The organism is Pseudomonas sp. M5A4_2d (assembly GCF_053345295.1).
Window position 1 is genome coordinate 428738 of the sequence record NZ_JBKEZW010000002.1, and the last position, 16677, is coordinate 445414.

Consider the following 16677-nt stretch of genomic DNA (forward strand, 5'->3'; position numbering starts at 1 on the left):
GCCATGCTGCTGCGTTTTACCAAGATGCACGGGCTGGGCAATGATTTCATGGTTCTCGACCTGGTCAGCCAGCACGCGCATATCCTGCCCAAGCACGCTAAACAATGGGGCGACCGTCACACCGGTATCGGCTTCGACCAATTGCTGATCGTTGAGGCGCCAAGCAACCCGGAGGTGGATTTCCGTTACCGGATCTTCAACTCCGACGGTTCCGAAGTGGAACAGTGCGGCAACGGCGCGCGCTGCTTCGCCCGCTTCGTGCTGGACAAACGCCTGACCGCCAAGCGGCAGATTCGCGTTGAGACCAAGAGCGGTGTGATCGAGCTGGATATTCGCAGCGACGGCCAGATCAGCGTGAACATGGGCGAACCACGCCTGGTGCCGGCGGATATACCGTTTCAGGCCACCGAGCAGGCCACGCGTTACGCGCTGGACGTTGATGGCAAGACGGTGGATATCGCTGCCGTGTCGATGGGCAACCCCCACGCGGTACTGCGGGTCAACGACATCAATAACGCCCCCGTGCATGAACTGGGGCCGAAGATCGAGCATCACCCGCGCTTTCCGGCACGGGTCAATGTGGGCTTTCTGCAGGTGATCGACCGTTCCCGCGCGCAACTGCGTGTATGGGAACGCGGTGCCGGCGAAACCCAGGCGTGCGGCACCGGTGCTTGCGCCGCCGCCGTCGCTGCGATCAGCCAGGGGTGGATGGATTCGCCACTGCTGATCGACCTGCCCGGCGGACGCTTGTCCATCGAATGGGCAGGCCCTGGCCACCCGGTGATGATGACCGGGCCGGCCTCGCGCGTATACGAAGGACAGGTCCGTCTATGAGTGAGCCAAGCTAATGACCGATAAGCCTCAAGTACCCGCCGAAACGTCCCCGAGCGAAAGTCTGGAGGCCGCTGCTGTCGCGGCGTACCTTGAGGCTAATCCGGACTTCTTCGTCGAACACGAAGAACTGCTGCCCGCCCTGCGCATTCCCCACCAGCGCGGCGATACCGTGTCGCTGGTGGAGCGGCAGATGAAGATCCTGCGCGAGCGCAATATCGAAATGCGCCACAAGCTCTCGCACCTGATGGACGTGGCCCGCGACAACGACCGTCTTTTCGACAAGACCCGTCGCCTGATTCTTACCCTGATGGATGCCACCAGCCTCGAAGAAACGGTCATTGCCGTGGAAGACAGCCTGCGCCAGGACTTCCAGGTGCCCTTTGTCAGCCTGATTCTGTTCAGCGACAACCCGATGCCGGTGGGTCGCTGGGTCAGCGGCGGCGAAGCGCAGACGGCAATCGGCGGTCTGCTCTCCGAAGGCAAGACCATCAGCGGCACCCTGCGCGAGCACGAACTGGATTTCCTGTTTGGCGCTGAACAGCGCAAGCAGATCGGTTCCACTGCCGTGGTTGCTCTCAGCCATCAAGGCCTGCACGGTGTATTGGCCATCGCCAGTCGTGATCCTCAGCACTACAAAAGCTCGGTGGGTACGCTGTTTCTGACCTACATCGCTGAAGTGCTGGGCCGGGTCCTGCCGCGCTTTACCACTGCCTTGCGCGCGGTGCGCTAGCCATGGACAGGCAACTGGACGCTTACTGCGCTCACCTGCGCAACGAGCGCCAGGTGTCGCCCCATACCCTGGAAGCCTACCGACGGGACTTGAACAAGGTCCTGGCGTACTGCGAAAAGCAGCAGATCGCCAGCTGGAAGGCCCTGGATATCCAGAGCCTGCGCAGCCTGATCGCGCGCCTGCACCAGCAAGGCCAATCCTCGCGCAGCCTGTCCCGCCTGCTGTCGGCGGTGCGCGGCCTCTATCATTACCTCAACCGCGAAGGCCTGTGCGACCACGACCCGGCCAATGGCCTCGCCCCGCCCAAGGGTGAGCGGCGCCTGCCCAAGACCCTGGACACCGACCGCGCGCTGCAATTGCTCGATGGCGCCGTGGAAGATGACTTCCTCGCCCACCGCGACCAGGCGATCCTTGAGCTGTTCTATTCCTCAGGCCTGCGCCTGTCGGAGCTGACCGGCCTGAACCTCGATCAGTTGGACCTGGCGGACGGGCTGGTGCAAGTGCTCGGCAAAGGCAGCAAAACCCGTGTACTGCCGGTGGGCAGGAAGGCCCGCGAAGCCTTGCAGCTGTGGCTACCGCTGCGCCTTTTGACCCACCCGGCGGACGATGCCGTGTTTGTCAGCCAACAAGGCCGCCGCTTGGGGCCACGGGCGATTCAATTGCGGGTCAAGGCAGCCGGCGAGCGTGAGCTGGGGCAAAACCTGCACCCACACATGCTGCGGCATTCCTTTGCCAGCCATATGCTGGAGTCGTCCCAGGACTTGCGCGCCGTGCAGGAACTGCTGGGCCACTCCGACATCAAGACCACGCAGATCTACACCCATCTCGACTTCCAGCACCTGGCTACGGTGTACGACAGTGCCCATCCACGGGCCAAACGCATCAAGGGCGGCGACTCATGAGTATCAAGCTGATCACCTTCGACCTGGACGACACGCTCTGGGACAACGTACCCGTCATCATCAGCGCCGAAGCGTCGATGCGTGAATGGTTGGCGACCCATGCTTCCAAGGTCGGCGATTTGCCACTCGAGCACTTCGCGAGCCTTCGCCAGCAGGTACTGGAGCGCCATCCTGAACTCAAAAATCGGATCAGCGTGCTGCGCCATCGGGTGCTGATGCACGCCTTTGAACAAGCCGGTTATCCACAGCCTGAAGCCACGCAGATGGCCGACGTGTGCTTTGAAGCATTCATTCACGCACGCCACCAGCTCACGGTGTTTCCCGAAGCCGAACCCATGTTGCAAGCCCTGCGCCAGCACTTCCTGCTGGGGGTTATCACCAACGGCAATGCTGACGTGCAGCGTGTAGGCCTGGCGGATTACTTTCACTTTGCCCTGCGCGCCGAAGATATCGGTATCGCAAAGCCTGATGCGCGCCTGTTTCAAGAGGCGCTGCAACGCGGCGGCGTGGATGCCCATCAAGCAGTACATATTGGCGATCATCCCGGCGATGACATCGCCGGGGCGCAGCAGGCGGGGCTTCGTGCCGTGTGGTTCAACCCGACGGGCAAGGCGTGGGAAGCGGATAAGCGCCCGGATGCGGAAATTCGTAGCTTAAACGAGTTGCCGCCGTTGCTTCGCAGTTGGCAGTAACGCTATAGCGGCAGCACTGAGAATCAAAATGTGGGAGCGGGCTTACTCGCGAATGCGGTGTATCAGTCAGCCCATCAGCAACTGACAGACCGCTTTCGCGAGCAAGCCCGCTCCCACATATGTTTTGTGGTGACCTGCAGGATTTATTACAGGCATGAAAAAGCCCGCAGCGACGGCGGGCTTTTTCTTACAAGCAGGTGAGTGACCTCAGATAGGTCGACTGCCGTACTTGTTATCCGGCTTTTTCGGTGGATCTGCCACCACGTTGGCCTCGACTTCCTGCACTTTGCCGCCTTTAGCGAGGAATTCTTCCATCGCACGGGCCAGCGCATCGCGCTCTTTGTTCTTGGCTTCAACGCTCGGCAGTTCGTCTACCGAAACAGCTGCCTTGGCTTTGCCCTTGGCCGCCGGGGCAGGTGCATCATCGCCACCGTCGTCGTCAGCAACGTCTTCAGCTGCCGCATCAAGACCTTCTTCGGTCTCGTCGTCGTCACCTACTTCAAGGTCGTCGTTTTCCAGATCATCGTCGCTCATGTTCTACCTCATGACTTGCGAAAAGCAGATTAGTTATAGCCCAGCCTCACTCGCTGTCGAGTTCGCCGGAAAAAATCAACATCCACCGGATCACCAGTGGCTTATGCCCCATCACCGTGCAACGTGGCGAGGACTTTACGAGCACCGCCATGATCACGGTGCTCGCCCAGATAAACACCTTGCCAGGTCCCCATTGCCAAGCGGCCGGCCTTGACCGGCAAACTCAGCTGGCAGCCCAGGAGACTGGCCTTGAAGTGCGCCGGCAGATCATCCGGACCTTCGTCGTTGTGTTCGAACCCTGCACGCCCTTGCGGCACCAGCGAGTTGAAAAAACGTTCGAAGTCACGGCGAACCGCCGGGTCGGTATTCTCGTTGATGGTCAACGAGGCCGAGGTGTGCTGCAGCCACAGATGCAACAGGCCTACGCGACAAGCCTTCAATTCAGGCAAGCCGGCAAGCAACTCATCCGTTACCAGGTGAAAGCCCCTGGGCTTGGCCCGGAGGGTAATCAGGGTCTGTTGCCACATACAGTTCTCCGCCCATCGGCGCGCATTCTAGCGCGCTCAGGGAAAAAACAAAGTGCCGAATACGCCTACATGCATGTAAGACTTTTGCACGGTGAAAAGTACCGTGTGCGCCCCATCACAAACTCTGCGCAAAAACCGGTACAGCTTCCTATCACTGACAAACGCCAGGCAAAAAAATGCCCGGCAAGCCGGGCATCTTTTTTTCGCGTACTTACAAGTTGTAACCGCGTTCGTTGTGTTGCGCCAGATCGAGGCCGACAGCCTCTTCTTCGTCGGTGACCCGCAGGCCCATGACCGCATCCAGTACCTTGAGGATAATGAAGGTCACGATGGCCGTGTAGATCACGGTGAAGCCGACGCCTTTGCACTGGATCCAGACTTGCGCCGCGATGTCAGTGGTCGCCGCGTTGAAGCCGCCCAGCGAAGGGGCAGCGAATACGCCGGTGAGGATCGCGCCGAGGATACCGCCGATACCGTGCACGCCGAAGGCGTCCAGGGAGTCGTCGTAACCCAGTTTGCGTTTCAGGGTAGTCGCGCAGAAGAAGCACACCACGCCTGCCGCCAGGCCGATGACCAGGGCGCCCATCGGGCCCACGGTGCCGGCAGCCGGGGTGATTGCAACCAAGCCGGCCACTACACCCGAGGCGATGCCCAGTGCACTTGGCTTACCGTGGGTGACCCACTCGGCGAACATCCAGCCCAGCGCCGCAGCCGCGGTAGCAATCTGGGTGACCAGCATCGCCATACCGGCAGTGCCGTTGGCCGCAGCGGCGGAACCTGCGTTGAAGCCGAACCAGCCAACCCACAACATGGCTGCACCCACCAGGGTATAACCGAGGTTGTGAGGTGCCATTGGCGTGGTCGGGAAGCCTTTACGCTTGCCGAGTACCAGGCACGCCACCAAGCCAGCCACACCGGCGTTGATGTGCACCACAGTGCCGCCCGCGAAGTCCAGCACGCCCCAGTCGCCCAGCAACGAACCCGGACCGCCCCACACCATGTGGGCAATCGGTGCGTAGACCAGGGTGAACCAGACGCCCATGAAAATCAGCATCGCGGAGAACTTCATACGCTCAGCGAAAGCACCGACGATCAGCGCAGGCGTAATGATGGCGAACGTCATCTGGAAGGTGACAAACACCGCCTCAGGGAACAGCGCCGCAGGGCCGGTAATGCTCGCCGGAGTCACACCCGACAGGAACAGTTTGGACAGGCCGCCCACGAACGAGTTGAGGTTGACGACGCCTGCTTCCATACCGGTGGTGTCGAACGCCATGCTGTAGCCGTAAACGAACCACAAGATAGTGATCAAACCGGTGATGGCGAAGCACTGCATCATCACGGAAAGAATGTTTTTGGAGCGAACCATGCCGCCGTAGAACAGCGCCAGGCCTGGAATGGTCATGAACAGCACCAGCGCGGTGGACGTGAGCATCCACGCCGTGTCGCCGGAATTGAGGACTGGAGCAGGGACTGGGTCCGCCGCCAATGCCAAGGCCGGCATTACGAGGGACAACAGGGCTCCTAGCCCTGCGAATTTACGCAGAGTCATATTGTTTTCTCCTGGGGCGTTGGGGGTTTGGCGGCTTAGATTGCGTCGGTATCGGTTTCGCCGGTACGGATGCGAATAGCCTGTTCCAGATTGACCACGAAGATCTTGCCGTCACCGATCTTGCCGGTGTTGGCCGCCTTGGTTATCGCCTCGATGACCCGGTCAAGATCCTTGTCGTCAATGGCGACATCAATCTTCACCTTCGGCAGAAAATCGACCACGTATTCCGCGCCACGATACAGCTCGGTATGACCCTTCTGCCGACCGAAGCCCTTGACCTCAGTAACGGTAATGCCCTGCACGCCGATCTCGGACAACGACTCGCGTACATCGTCCAACTTGAACGGCTTGATGATGGCAGTGACTAGCTTCATGAAAACTCTCTCCCGAATTGGTGGACTTGCCCCAGGAAAACAAACCCGTCTCAAGTCTAAGCGCAGTGCCTGGCTTTGTAACGCGTCGTCGCCTCGGCATTTGCCGTTGCGACGCCAGCGAACCACTGGTGACGAAACCTGTACCCCTGATCCGTCGGCGCACTGCATTCGTCACAGCGACTGCATCAGTGCATGGGTCATGATCGTCTAAGCAGAAAGCTTGCCAGCTCCGTAAAAACCACTGAAATCAGTCCGTTGCCCACTTATGCCCACCTGCGGGGCTGTATGGCGACGCCAATGCGCACAAAAACAGTGCGTAGCCGCCCGGCCCCCTGCGCGAAAAGCGTGCGTCTGTGGCCGTGAAAGGACTATAGACGCTGCGTGATACACTGCCCGCCAACAGTTTTCCGGAATATTTCCCATGCTCGCGCCCAAAGACCTCCTCGACGCCCTGAGCGGCCACGCCTCTCGCCTGTTCAGCGGCGACACCCCGCTGCCCCGCAACGAAATCGAAAGCCAGTTCAAAGCGTTGCTGCAAAGCGGCTTCAGCAAGCTCGACCTGGTGAGCCGGGAAGAGTTTGATAGCCAGATGGTCGTACTGGCCCGCACCCGTGCGCGGCTGGAGAGCCTGGAGGCGAAGGTGGCGGAGTTGGAAGCGCGGCTCGCACCCACTGCTGAGTAACTGTCACAACTCAGTCAACTGTGGGAGCGGGCTTGCTCGCGAATGCGGTCTGTCAGATTCATAGATGCTGACTGACCCACCGTATTCGCGAGCAAGTCCGCTCCCACATTGGTATTGCGCTACTCCTCGGATACGTTCTGTAAAACCTCTCCCGCCTCGCTCTCCACCCCCTCGTCTACCCTTGAAAAACCGCAGGAAGCGGCCCTCTCTTCAAGGAACGAGCATGTCCCTCGCCATCGTCCACAGCCGCGCCCAGATTGGCGTCGAAGCCCCTGCCGTCAGCGTTGAAGTGCATATGGCCAACGGCCTGCCCTCCCTGACGCTGGTAGGCCTGCCGGAAACTGCCGTCAAGGAAAGCAAGGACCGCGTGCGCAGCGCCATCCTTAACTCAGCGCTGCAATACCCGGCCCGCCGCATCACCCTCAACCTCGCGCCTGCCGACCTGCCCAAGGACGGCGGGCGTTTTGATTTGGCGATTGCCCTGGGGATTCTGGCGGCCAGCATGCAAGTGCCGGCGTTGATGCTGGACGACGTGGAGTGCCTGGGGGAGTTGGCGCTGTCCGGTGAGGTGCGCGCGGTCAAAGGCGTGCTGCCCGCCGCGCTGGCGGCGCGCAAGGCCGGGCGCACCGTGATAGTGCCTCGGGCCAATGCCGAGGAAGCGTGCCTGGCGTCGGGGTTGAAGGTGATTGCGGTAGACCACCTGCTACAGGTGGTGGCGCACCTGAACGGGCATGTGCCGATTGAGCCCTATAAGTCCGACGGGCTGCTGTACCTGAACAAACCCTATCCGGACCTGAGCGAAGTGCAGGGGCAACTGGCAGCCAAGCGCGCTTTGCTGATCGCGGCGGCGGGCGCGCATAACCTGCTGTTCAGCGGGCCACCCGGCACCGGCAAGACGTTGCTCGCCAGTCGGCTGCCTGGGCTGCTGCCGCCACTGAGTGAACAGGAAGCCCTGGAAGTCGCCGCGATTCAGTCAGTGGTCAGCCCGGCGCCGCTGAGCCATTGGCCGCACCGCCCGTTTCGCCAGCCGCACCACTCCGCTTCCGGGCCGGCGCTGGTGGGCGGGGGTTCAAAACCACAACCCGGGGAAATCACCCTCGCCCACCATGGTGTGCTGTTTCTGGATGAGTTGCCGGAGTTTGATCGCAAAGTGCTGGAGGTGCTGCGCGAGCCACTGGAGTCGGGGCATATTGTGATTTCCCGCGCCCGTGACCGGGTGAGTTTCCCCGCGCGTTTTCAATTGGTGGCCGCCATGAACCCCTGCCCTTGCGGCTATCTGGGCGACCCCAGCGGGCGTTGCCGCTGTACGCCGGAGCAGATCCAGCGCTATCGCAACAAACTCTCCGGGCCATTGCTGGACCGCATCGACTTGCACGTAACCGTCGCCCGGGAAACGACCGCGTTGAACCCCACCCAACAGGACGGCGATAACACGGCGAAGGCGTCAGCAGAGGTTGCCGAGGCCCGCGAGCGCCAGCAACGACGTCAAGGCTGTGCCAATGCTTTTCTGGACCTGCCAGGGTTACGCAAGCACTGTCGACTGGCGAAAGCCGATGAGAGCTGGCTGGAAAGCGCCTGCGAACGGCTGACATTGTCCCTGCGCGCAGCCCATCGGTTGCTCAAGGTGGCGCGGACCCTGGCCGACCTTGAACAGGTAGAGCACATCGCCCGCCATCATTTGGCGGAGGCGCTGCAGTACCGCCCTGCGGCAGTTGGCTAATGCGCCTTGGGGAAATCCAATAGCAGCCTCGCCACTTCCATCACCTCATCCAGCACCGCTTCGGCCGATTCGGTGGATGGCTTAAGCATCAGGTCATCGGCATAGCCCATCGCCAAGGCAAAGATCTGCCGGGCAGCGCGTTGGGGCGAATCACAGCGAAAAACGCCTTCAGCGACACCTTGCTCGATCACTTCGGCAAGCATGCCTTGCCATTGAGCATTGATCACCAGATAGGCCTGAGCCATCTGCGGGTCATGCATCGCCTCGTCCCACGCATCCAGCCACAGCGCCCAGCCAGCGTCGGCGGTGCACGGCAGGCAATCGCGCAAGAACCCGACCAGCGCCTCAAGCGGCGGCACGCCCGCCAGCGGGGCGCGGACCTCATCCAATTGTTCATTGGCAAAACGCACAAAGGCTTCGCGGCGCAGCTCATTCCAGTCGCTGAAGTAGTGGTAGACGTGGCTGCGGGACAGGCCGGCATGCTCGGCCAGGTCGCGGGTGGACACATCGGCAAACCCCTTGCTGCGAAACAGCTCCAGGGCGGCGGCGATGATTTGGTCTTTACGGTCGATACGCGACATGGACAATTCCTTCGGGCGCCGGTAGATGGGTGGCGCTTGCTTTTTGAGCGATCGCTCAAGGATACTTGAGCAGTCGCTCAATAATAGCGTCTATCACCCCATTGGTGCACCTATGTCATCCGTCACTCCGCAAATTCTGATCGAAGAAAGCAAGAAAATTGGCCAACAGTCCGCCAGCCAGACCCTCAAAGCAATTGCCCGGGCCTACCCTGGCAAGTTGTTTTGCACGCTGTCGCTGGTTGCACTGGAGAACGCGCTACTGCTGGCCTACCCGCTATTTGCAGGGTTTGCAGTGGACTCGATCATCCGCGGCGATGCCGGCAGTGCGTTGTTTTACGCCGCCGTGGTCTTGATGTTTTGGGTGGTCGGGGCGGCGCGCCGCGCGTTGGACACCCGCACCTTCACGCGGATCTACGCTGACCTCGCGGTGCCGGTCATTCTCAACCAGCGCCTGCAAAATCACAGCACGTCAAGGGCAGCGGCGCGGGTGGTATTGGCACGGGATTTTGTCGACTTCTTCGAAAAACACGTGCCGATCATCGCGACGGCGCTGGTCTCCATCGTCGGTGCGGCGGTGATGTTGCTGGTGATCGAACCGTGGATCGGCCTGGCGTGTCTGGGGGCACTGCTGTTGTGCACCACCTTGCTGCCACGCTTCGCCCGGCGCAATCAGCAGCTGCATGAGCGCTTGAATGACCGCCTGGAGAAGGAAATCGGTTTGGTGGAAAAGGTCGGCGTGCAAACCTTGCAGCGCCACTATCACGTGCTGTCGCGCCTGCGGATCTGGCTGTCAGACCGCGAGGCGGCCGCGTTCCTGTTTATCGGTACGCTCGCCGCCCTGCTGTTTGTCGTCGCGATCAGCCAGCTGGCCCTGTCGCCTGCGGTCAAGGCCGGCCACGTGTACGCGGTAATGACTTACCTGTGGACCTTCGTCAGCAGCCTGGATGAGGCGCCGGGGATGGTCGATCAGCTCGCGCGCCTCAAGGATATCGGCAAGCGTGTGGACCCAGGCCTCGGCGACCGCTAGGCCTCAACGAAACCGATCCACCTCATGCCGCAAGCCAGCCGCCAGGGTTTCCAGTTCCCTGGCGGTAATGGCCAGGTTCGACACCACTTCACGCTGCTCGCTGTTGGCCAGCGCAATGCTTTGCAGGTTGCTGCTGAGCACGTTTGCCGTGCTGCTCTGCTCCTGGGTCGCGGTGGTGATCGCGGCAAACTGCTGGCCCGCCGAGCGGCTTTGCTCGTCGATCCGCGCCAGGGCCGACGCCACGTCAGCATTGCGCGACAGGCCTTCCTGCATCAACACGTTGCCGTGCTCCATGGTGCTGATGGCATTACCGGTTTCCTGCTGGATGCTTTGGATCATGCCGGAAATTTCGTCGGTGGCCTGACGGGTGCGCGAAGCCAGGTTGCGCACTTCGTCGGCAACCACGGCAAAACCTCGGCCTTGCTCACCGGCACGTGCGGCTTCGATGGCGGCGTTGAGCGCCAGCAGGTTGGTTTGCTCGGCGATCGAGGTGATGACGCCGACAATCCCGCCGATTTCCTGGGAACGCTGGCCGAGGGTATTGATTACGGTGGCCGTGCTGTTCAGCGCCGCAGCGATATGCTCCAAAGACGACGACGCCTCCTGCATCGAAGTGCGGCCGATACGCGTCTGTTGGGCGTTTTCCTGGGCCAGCCGCTCGGTGTTGCCCATGTTGTCGGCGATGTTCAGCGAGGTCGCGCTGAACTCCTCCACTGCGCCGGCCATGCTGGTGATCTCGCCGGACTGCTGCTCCATGCCTTCATAGGCACCACCAGACAAACCAGACAACGCCTGGGCTCGGCTGTTGACCTCCTCGGCCGCCTTGCGAATATGCGAAACCATGGTCGACAGCGCTTCGCCCATCTGGTTGAAGCTGCGGGCCAGTTGGCCGATTTCGTCATGGCTGGACACATTGAGGCGCGCACTCAAATCACCCGCACCGAGGGCTTCGGCTTGGCGCACCAGGTCGCTCAGGGGCTGCAATTTACTGCGCAACAGCCAGACCGCAGCGCCCACAGCGAACAACATTGCCAACACACTGCCAATCACCAGGCGAATGCCCACCGCCCAGGTCACCGCGCGGATTTCGGACTTCGGCATGCTCGCCACCACCGCCCACGGGCCGCCTTCAAACGGCACCGAGACGCTGTAGAAGTCTTCGTTTTTGTCACTCCAGAAGAGGCCTTTGCCTGGCTTTTTGGCCAGGTCGAGCATCACCGGGATCGCCTGGTCCAGCGCCTGCACACCTGCCGGCGGCACCAGCCAGTGTTTCTGTTCGTCCAATAAGGCCAGGGAACCCGTCTGGCCGATACGGAAGCGCTTGAGGTTGTCGAACTGGGCGTTCTGGGCGTCGGTGTAGTCGAAGCCGACAAACAGCACGGCGATCACCTTGCCAGCCGCATCACGCACCGGCGTGTACTGGGTCATGTAGGAGCGGTCGAACAACACCGCTCGGCCGACATAACTCTGCCCGGCCAGCAGGCGCTGATAGGCCGGATGCTGGTGGTCAAGGGCCGTACCGATGGCGCGGCTGCCATCCTGTTTGGTCAGGGATGTACTGACGCGGATAAAGTCTTCGCCGCTGCGCACAAACACCGTGGCCACGCCGCCGGAGGTGTCCTTGAACTCATCGACCTCATCGAAATCGTTGTTCAACAGGTCGCTGCCCAGGAACAGGCTCGGGGTCTGCACACCGGCCACTGCTACCGGCTGTTCGCCACGCACACTCAACCCCGCGCCAAAGCGCTTTTCAAACAGCCCGCTCAAACGCTGGGTACTCTCGCGCAAGGTGCTGTGGAAGGTGTTGAGTTGGTCAGCGAGCAGGCGCGCCTCGCTGGCCAGGTGTTCCTCGCGCGTGTCGAGGTTGGCGGAGTCGAGGGAGCGCAAGGCGAAAACAGTACTGCCGCTAATAACGACAGCCAAAATTACGGCCAAGGCGAGGCCTAACTGAGAGGCGATCCGAGCGCGAGGTTGAGACATGACAGCTCCTGGCCGAGGCCAGGATCATCCTGATCTCATAGCGCTGCTCGGCAAATTATCTGGTGGGAAACGTTGGTGCACGAAGGTTCCAACACCCCTACTTCGGCGGGTGCGGGTAATACTTGAGCGATTCACCGGGGTATCGCGCAAACGATTGCACGGACGCTCGGTAGCGCGTCAATCCAGACGTTCAACCCGGGGCAACTCCATGGCGTTAACTTCCCCTTGCAGAAACTCCGCCAAACGGCGCAAACGCTCACCACCGGGACGGGTTTTCGGCCACACCAGGTAGTAATTTTCCCCACTGGCCACGGCGGTCGGCCACGGCAGGCTCAATCGCCCTTGGGCGACGTCTTCAGCCACCATCAGCAGATCGCCCATCGACACCCCGTATCCTCGCGCCGCGGCGATCATGCCCAGTTCGAGGGTGTCGAACACTTGCCCACCCTTGAGCGACACCTGCGACGACAGCCCCATGCGCTCCAGCCAGTTGCGCCAGTCGCGGCGGTCGGGCGTAGGGTGCAGCAGCTCAGCGGACGCCAAGCGATTAACATCCCAAGGCCCATCGGCCAGCAGGTTGGGGGCGCCCACCGGGATCAGCAGTTCAGGGAACAGGTAACTGGCCTCCCAGTCTGCCGGGAAATGCCCGTAGCTCAACAGGACCGCGCAATCGAAAGGCTCTTGGTTGAAGTCCACTTCATCCACGCTCATCCACGCACTCGTGAGTTGCACTTCGTTGCCGGGCTGCAACGCACGAAAGCGGCTGAGCCGCGCCAGCAGCCAGCGCATGGTCAAGGTGGACGGCGCTTTCATGCGCAGGATGTCGTCTTCGGCATTCAGGGTATGGCAGGCCCGCTCCAGCGCAGCGAAGCCCTCACGTACTCCAGGCAGCAGCAGGCGCGCCGCTTCGGTGAGTTGCAGGTTTCGGCCGCTGCGCTGGAACAGGCGGCAGGCGAAATGCTCTTCGAGCGTGCGGATATGTCGGCTGACGGCACTTTGCGTGATCGACAGCTCCTGCGCCGCACGGGTGAACGAGTTATGCCGGGACGCGGCTTCAAAGGCCCGCAGGGCATAAAGCGGAGGAAGGCGACGAGACATTAGGAAAGCTCCGACAGCGCAATATCGAAACCCTACCAGAATCACTGAGGCATGAGTTTTAATCATGCAAACGATCGCATTTATCGTTTTGTGCAATGCGCTCAAAGCGCCGAGAATCAACCCTTCCTCAACCCTCCGACTTTTTGAGCGTGATGATCATGCAGCATCCGGTACGTACCGAACTCTGGGCCATTCTGCGGCTGTCGGGGCCGTTGATTGCCTCACAGTTGGCACACATGCTGATGGTGCTGACCGACACCCTGATGATGGCCCGCCTTAGCCCCGAAGCCTTGGCCGGTGGTGGCCTCGGCGCCGCGAGCTATTCGTTCGTGGCGATTTTTTGCATCGGCGTTATCGCCGCCGTGGGCACCCTTGTCGCTATTCGTCATGGTGCGGGCGACATCGAAGGCGCTACTCGCCTGACCCAGGCCGGGCTATGGCTGGCCTGGCTGATGGCCCTGGTGGCCGGCTTACTCCTATGGAACCTCAAGCCCGTATTGCTGATGTTTGGCCAGACCGAAACCAACGTGCACGCGGCGGGGCAATTCCTGACCATCCTGCCGTTCGCCCTGCCCGGCTACCTGAGCTTCATGGCCTTGCGTGGTTTCACCAGCGCCATCGGCAAGGCCACCCCGGTGATGGTGATCAGCTTGTGCGGCACGGTGCTTAACTACTTCCTCAACCACGCGCTGATAGAAGGCATGTTCGGCCTGCCCAAATTGGGCTTGATGGGCATCGGTTTGGTCACGGCCATCGTTGCCAACAGCATGGCCCTGGCGCTGATGTGGTACATCCGCAGCAATCGGACGTACGCGGCCTACCCGCTCGGCACCGGCCTGCTGCGCCTCAACACCCAGTATTTGCGCGAGCTGTGGCGCCTGGGATTGCCGATTGGCGGCACCTATGCGGTGGAAGTCGGGCTGTTTGCCTTCGCGGCGTTGTGCATGGGCACCATGGGCAGTACGCAATTGGCGGCGCATCAGATTGCCCTGCAAATTGTCTCGGTAGCGTTCATGGTGCCGGCGGGCATGTCGTATGCGATCACCATGCGTATCGGCCAGCATTATGGCGCCGGGCAGTTGCTGAATGCGCGCATGGCCGGGAGGGTCGGCATCGGATTTGGCGCGGCGGTGATGTTGGGATTTGCGGCGGTGCTGTGGCTGTTTTCCGATCCGCTTATCGGGCTATTCCTCGACCATAACGACCCGGCCTTCCACGACGTGATCATCCTCGCTGTCAGCCTGCTGGCCGTAGCGGCCTGGTTCGAATTGTTCGACGGCGTGCAGACCATCGCCATGGGCTGCATCCGTGGGCTGAAAGACGCCAAGACCACCTTCCTGGTGGGCTTGGGCTGCTATTGGCTGATCGGCGCTCCATCGGCATGGCTGATGGCGTTCACCCTGGGCTGGGGGCCGACTGGCGTGTGGTGGGGCCTGGCACTGGGCCTTGCCTGCGCGGCCATCAGCCTGACTTGGGCGTTTGAGGCGAAGATGGAGAGGATGATTCGTCGGGAGCCGCAAATAGATACGCAATTCCAGGCTATGCAACCCGACTAGAGGATGTGCTCGGTCAATGTGGGAGCAGGCTTGCCTGCGATACAGGCACCTCGGTGTGTCAGGCATAACCAAGTGATGCCACCGCAGGCAAGCCAGCCCCCAGATTTGATTGGGTTTACAACACTCGAATACTCAGCCCAAAAGCGCCTGCTCACCCTTGCCGAACGTCAGGTATTCCACCAACTCCGGCAACGGTAAAGGCTTGCTGATCAAGTAACCCTGGGCCTGGTCGCAGCCGAACAACCTCAACAGCGCAAGCTGCTCGGGCGTTTCCACGCCTTCGGCCACCACTTCCAGGTTGAGGTTGTGGGCCAGGTTGATCATGGCGTGCACCAGCTTGCGGTTTTCTTCACGCTCTTCCATACCGCCGACAAAGCTTTTGTCGATCTTCAACAAGGCAATCGGCAGGCTGTTGAGGTGCACGAACGACGAAAAACCGGTGCCGAAGTCATCCAGGGAAAACCTCACGCCTAGGCGGCCGAGGGCATCCATGGTCTGCTTGACCAGATCACTGCGGCGCATCACGGCGGTTTCGGTGAGCTCAAACTCCAGCCACTGCGCTTCCACACCACGCTCGGCAATGAGCCGGCTGAGGGTCGAGAGCAATTGGCTGTCCTGGAATTGACGAAACGAAAGGTTGACCGCCATGTGCAGCGGCGGCAGGCCGCGCTCGCGCAGGTCTTGCATGTCGCGCAGGGCTCGGGAGATGACCCAGTAACCCAGCGGTACGATCAGACCGCTCTGTTCAGCCAAGGGGACAAATTCGCTGGGCGGCAACAGGCCTCGTTCGCCGTGGCGCCAGCGCACCAGCGCTTCAAGGCCGACGATGTGCCCGTCGTCCAGGTCCAGGCGCGGCTGGTAGTGCAGTTCCAGTTCGTCACGGCGCAGCGCGCGGCGCAGTTCACTTTCCAGGTCAGCCAGGCTGCGTGCATTGCGGTTGATGCGTTCGTTGAAGATATGAAAGGTGCAGCCTTGAGTGCTTTTGGCTTGCTGCATGGCGATGTGCGCGTGCCACATCAACGGGTCGGCACCGGCGCGGGCGCGGGCATGTGCCACACCCAGGCTGCAACCGATCAACAGGCTTTCGCCGTCTACCCAGTAGGGCTCGGCCATGGCTTCGGTAATGCGTTCGGCCATCCATTCGGCGCGCTGAGGCGCGCGGCGAGTATCAATCAGCAGGGCAAATTCGTCGCTGCCCAGCCGCGCCAGTTGGTCACCGGCTTCGAGTTGGCTCTTGAGCCGCGAGACCACCTGCAGGATCAACCGATCGCCCGCCTGATGGCCCAAGGCGTCGTTGGCGTGACGGAAGTTGTCGAGGTCGAGGTGGCCAAGGGCCAAACCGCGGCCTTCGTTCTCAACCAATCGCGCCGCCAGCAAGGTCTGGAAACCCTGTCGATTGGCGATGCCGGTCAGCGGGTCCTGCTCGGCCAGGCGCTGCAAGGTGTTTTCCAGCACGCCCCGCTCACGCACGTGGCGCAAGCACCGGCGCAATGTATCGGAATCCAGGACACTCCGGATCAGCCAATCGCTGACACCCAGCGGCGCAACCAGCGGCTCCTGCTCCAGCAACAACACGCACGGCAAGTTGCAGCGCCCGGCACCGGGTTGCAAGTGGGGCGTGGTCAACAGCACGGCGGTGTGGTCGTCATCGAATAGACGACTCACCGAGTCCCAGTTGGGCGCACTGATCAGCACAGCCCCTTCGCCCATCGGCGCCAGGCACTCGCGCAACAACGCTGCCCACGCTGGCTCATCGGCCAGTAGCAGCAAACGCAAGGGTTCGACAGGCGTAGACAAGCTAGCTCCCTAGACTCTGCAAAAGTGTGGTGGCGGCGGGCATTATGACGCGCTGCCTGATAATCACCAATGATAGGGGTTATCAAATGCG

At 61.4% G+C, this 16677-nt stretch carries 16 protein-coding genes; 8 read left to right on the top strand and 8 right to left on the bottom strand.

Features of this window, described 5'->3' with window-relative positions:
- Positions 1-3 precede the first annotated feature (3 nt).
- The 4 genes from dapF to ACLBW8_RS09000 are packed head-to-tail and all read left to right on the top strand — an operon-like array spanning position 4 to position 3158.
- Positions 4-834, top strand: a complete 831-nt coding sequence (gene dapF, locus ACLBW8_RS08985) for a diaminopimelate epimerase (protein WP_064454693.1) — start codon at positions 4-6, stop codon at positions 832-834.
- Positions 835-847: 13 nt separating this feature from the next.
- Positions 848-1564, top strand: a complete 717-nt coding sequence (locus ACLBW8_RS08990; protein ID WP_064454694.1) for a DUF484 family protein — start codon at positions 848-850, stop codon at positions 1562-1564.
- Between the two features lie 2 nt (positions 1565-1566).
- The gene (gene xerC / locus ACLBW8_RS08995; protein ID WP_064454695.1) at positions 1567-2466 is read left to right on the top strand and encodes a tyrosine recombinase XerC; all 900 of its coding nucleotides are present in this window, start codon (positions 1567-1569) and stop codon (positions 2464-2466) included.
- A complete protein-coding gene (locus ACLBW8_RS09000) occupies positions 2463-3158 on the top strand; it encodes an HAD family hydrolase (RefSeq protein WP_447805194.1) in 696 nt (231 codons plus the stop codon). The genes xerC and ACLBW8_RS09000 overlap by 4 nt, the downstream gene beginning before the upstream one ends.
- A gap of 207 nt (positions 3159-3365) precedes the next feature.
- Here ACLBW8_RS09000 and sutA read toward each other — a convergent pair whose 3' ends face one another.
- The 4 genes from sutA to glnK form a co-directional block, all read right to left on the bottom strand.
- A complete protein-coding gene (gene sutA, locus ACLBW8_RS09005; protein ID WP_447805195.1) occupies positions 3366-3692 on the bottom strand; it encodes a transcriptional regulator SutA in 327 nt (108 codons plus the stop codon).
- Positions 3693-3793: 101 nt separating this feature from the next.
- Positions 3794-4219: a secondary thiamine-phosphate synthase enzyme YjbQ gene (locus ACLBW8_RS09010; protein ID WP_447805196.1), complete on the bottom strand. Its 426-nt coding sequence runs from the start codon at positions 4217-4219 to the stop codon at positions 3794-3796.
- 211 nt (positions 4220-4430) lie between these two features.
- On the bottom strand, positions 4431-5771 hold the full coding sequence (locus ACLBW8_RS09015) for an ammonium transporter (RefSeq protein WP_064454698.1): 1341 nt from the start codon (positions 5769-5771) through the stop codon (positions 4431-4433).
- A gap of 35 nt (positions 5772-5806) precedes the next feature.
- Positions 5807-6145: a P-II family nitrogen regulator gene (gene glnK / locus ACLBW8_RS09020; protein ID WP_002555808.1), complete on the bottom strand. Its 339-nt coding sequence runs from the start codon at positions 6143-6145 to the stop codon at positions 5807-5809.
- Between the two features lie 421 nt (positions 6146-6566).
- Between glnK and ACLBW8_RS09025 the strand changes: the two genes are divergently transcribed.
- Positions 6567-6827 (top strand): accessory factor UbiK family protein, encoded by a 261-nt coding sequence (locus ACLBW8_RS09025; protein WP_053258636.1) that lies wholly within the window; start codon positions 6567-6569, stop codon positions 6825-6827.
- 223 nt (positions 6828-7050) lie between these two features.
- Positions 7051-8547, top strand: a complete 1497-nt coding sequence (locus tag ACLBW8_RS09030; protein ID WP_432751382.1) for a YifB family Mg chelatase-like AAA ATPase — start codon at positions 7051-7053, stop codon at positions 8545-8547.
- Here ACLBW8_RS09030 and ACLBW8_RS09035 read toward each other — a convergent pair.
- Entirely contained in the window at positions 8544-9128 is a 585-nt protein-coding gene (locus ACLBW8_RS09035; RefSeq protein ID WP_432751381.1) for a TetR/AcrR family transcriptional regulator, read from the bottom strand. The genes ACLBW8_RS09030 and ACLBW8_RS09035 overlap by 4 nt on opposite strands.
- Positions 9129-9240: 112 nt before the next feature.
- On the opposite strand from ACLBW8_RS09035, the gene ACLBW8_RS09040 reads away from it, so the two are divergent.
- Positions 9241-10155 carry an ABC transporter six-transmembrane domain-containing protein gene (locus ACLBW8_RS09040; protein ID WP_432751380.1) on the top strand — a complete coding sequence of 305 codons (915 nt, stop codon included), beginning with the start codon at positions 9241-9243 and terminating at the stop codon, positions 10153-10155.
- A 3-nt stretch (positions 10156-10158) separates the two neighbouring features.
- On the opposite strand, the gene ACLBW8_RS09045 is transcribed toward ACLBW8_RS09040, so the two are convergent.
- Both ACLBW8_RS09045 and ACLBW8_RS09050 read right to left on the bottom strand, forming a co-directional pair.
- Positions 10159-12135: a methyl-accepting chemotaxis protein gene (locus tag ACLBW8_RS09045; protein WP_064454702.1), complete on the bottom strand. Its 1977-nt coding sequence runs from the start codon at positions 12133-12135 to the stop codon at positions 10159-10161.
- Between the two features lie 177 nt (positions 12136-12312).
- Positions 12313-13233: a LysR substrate-binding domain-containing protein gene (locus tag ACLBW8_RS09050; protein ID WP_447805197.1), complete on the bottom strand. Its 921-nt coding sequence runs from the start codon at positions 13231-13233 to the stop codon at positions 12313-12315.
- Positions 13234-13385: 152 nt separating this feature from the next.
- Here ACLBW8_RS09050 and ACLBW8_RS09055 point away from each other — a divergent pair, with 152 nt between their 5' ends.
- Positions 13386-14789 carry a NorM family multidrug efflux MATE transporter gene (locus ACLBW8_RS09055; RefSeq protein ID WP_064454704.1) on the top strand — a complete coding sequence of 468 codons (1404 nt, stop codon included), beginning with the start codon at positions 13386-13388 and terminating at the stop codon, positions 14787-14789.
- 132 nt (positions 14790-14921) lie between these two features.
- Here the strand turns inward: ACLBW8_RS09055 and ACLBW8_RS09060 are convergent, their stop codons facing one another.
- Positions 14922-16586 carry a putative bifunctional diguanylate cyclase/phosphodiesterase gene (locus ACLBW8_RS09060; RefSeq protein ID WP_064454705.1) on the bottom strand — a complete coding sequence of 555 codons (1665 nt, stop codon included), beginning with the start codon at positions 16584-16586 and terminating at the stop codon, positions 14922-14924.
- Between the last annotated feature and the right edge of the window lie 91 nt (positions 16587-16677).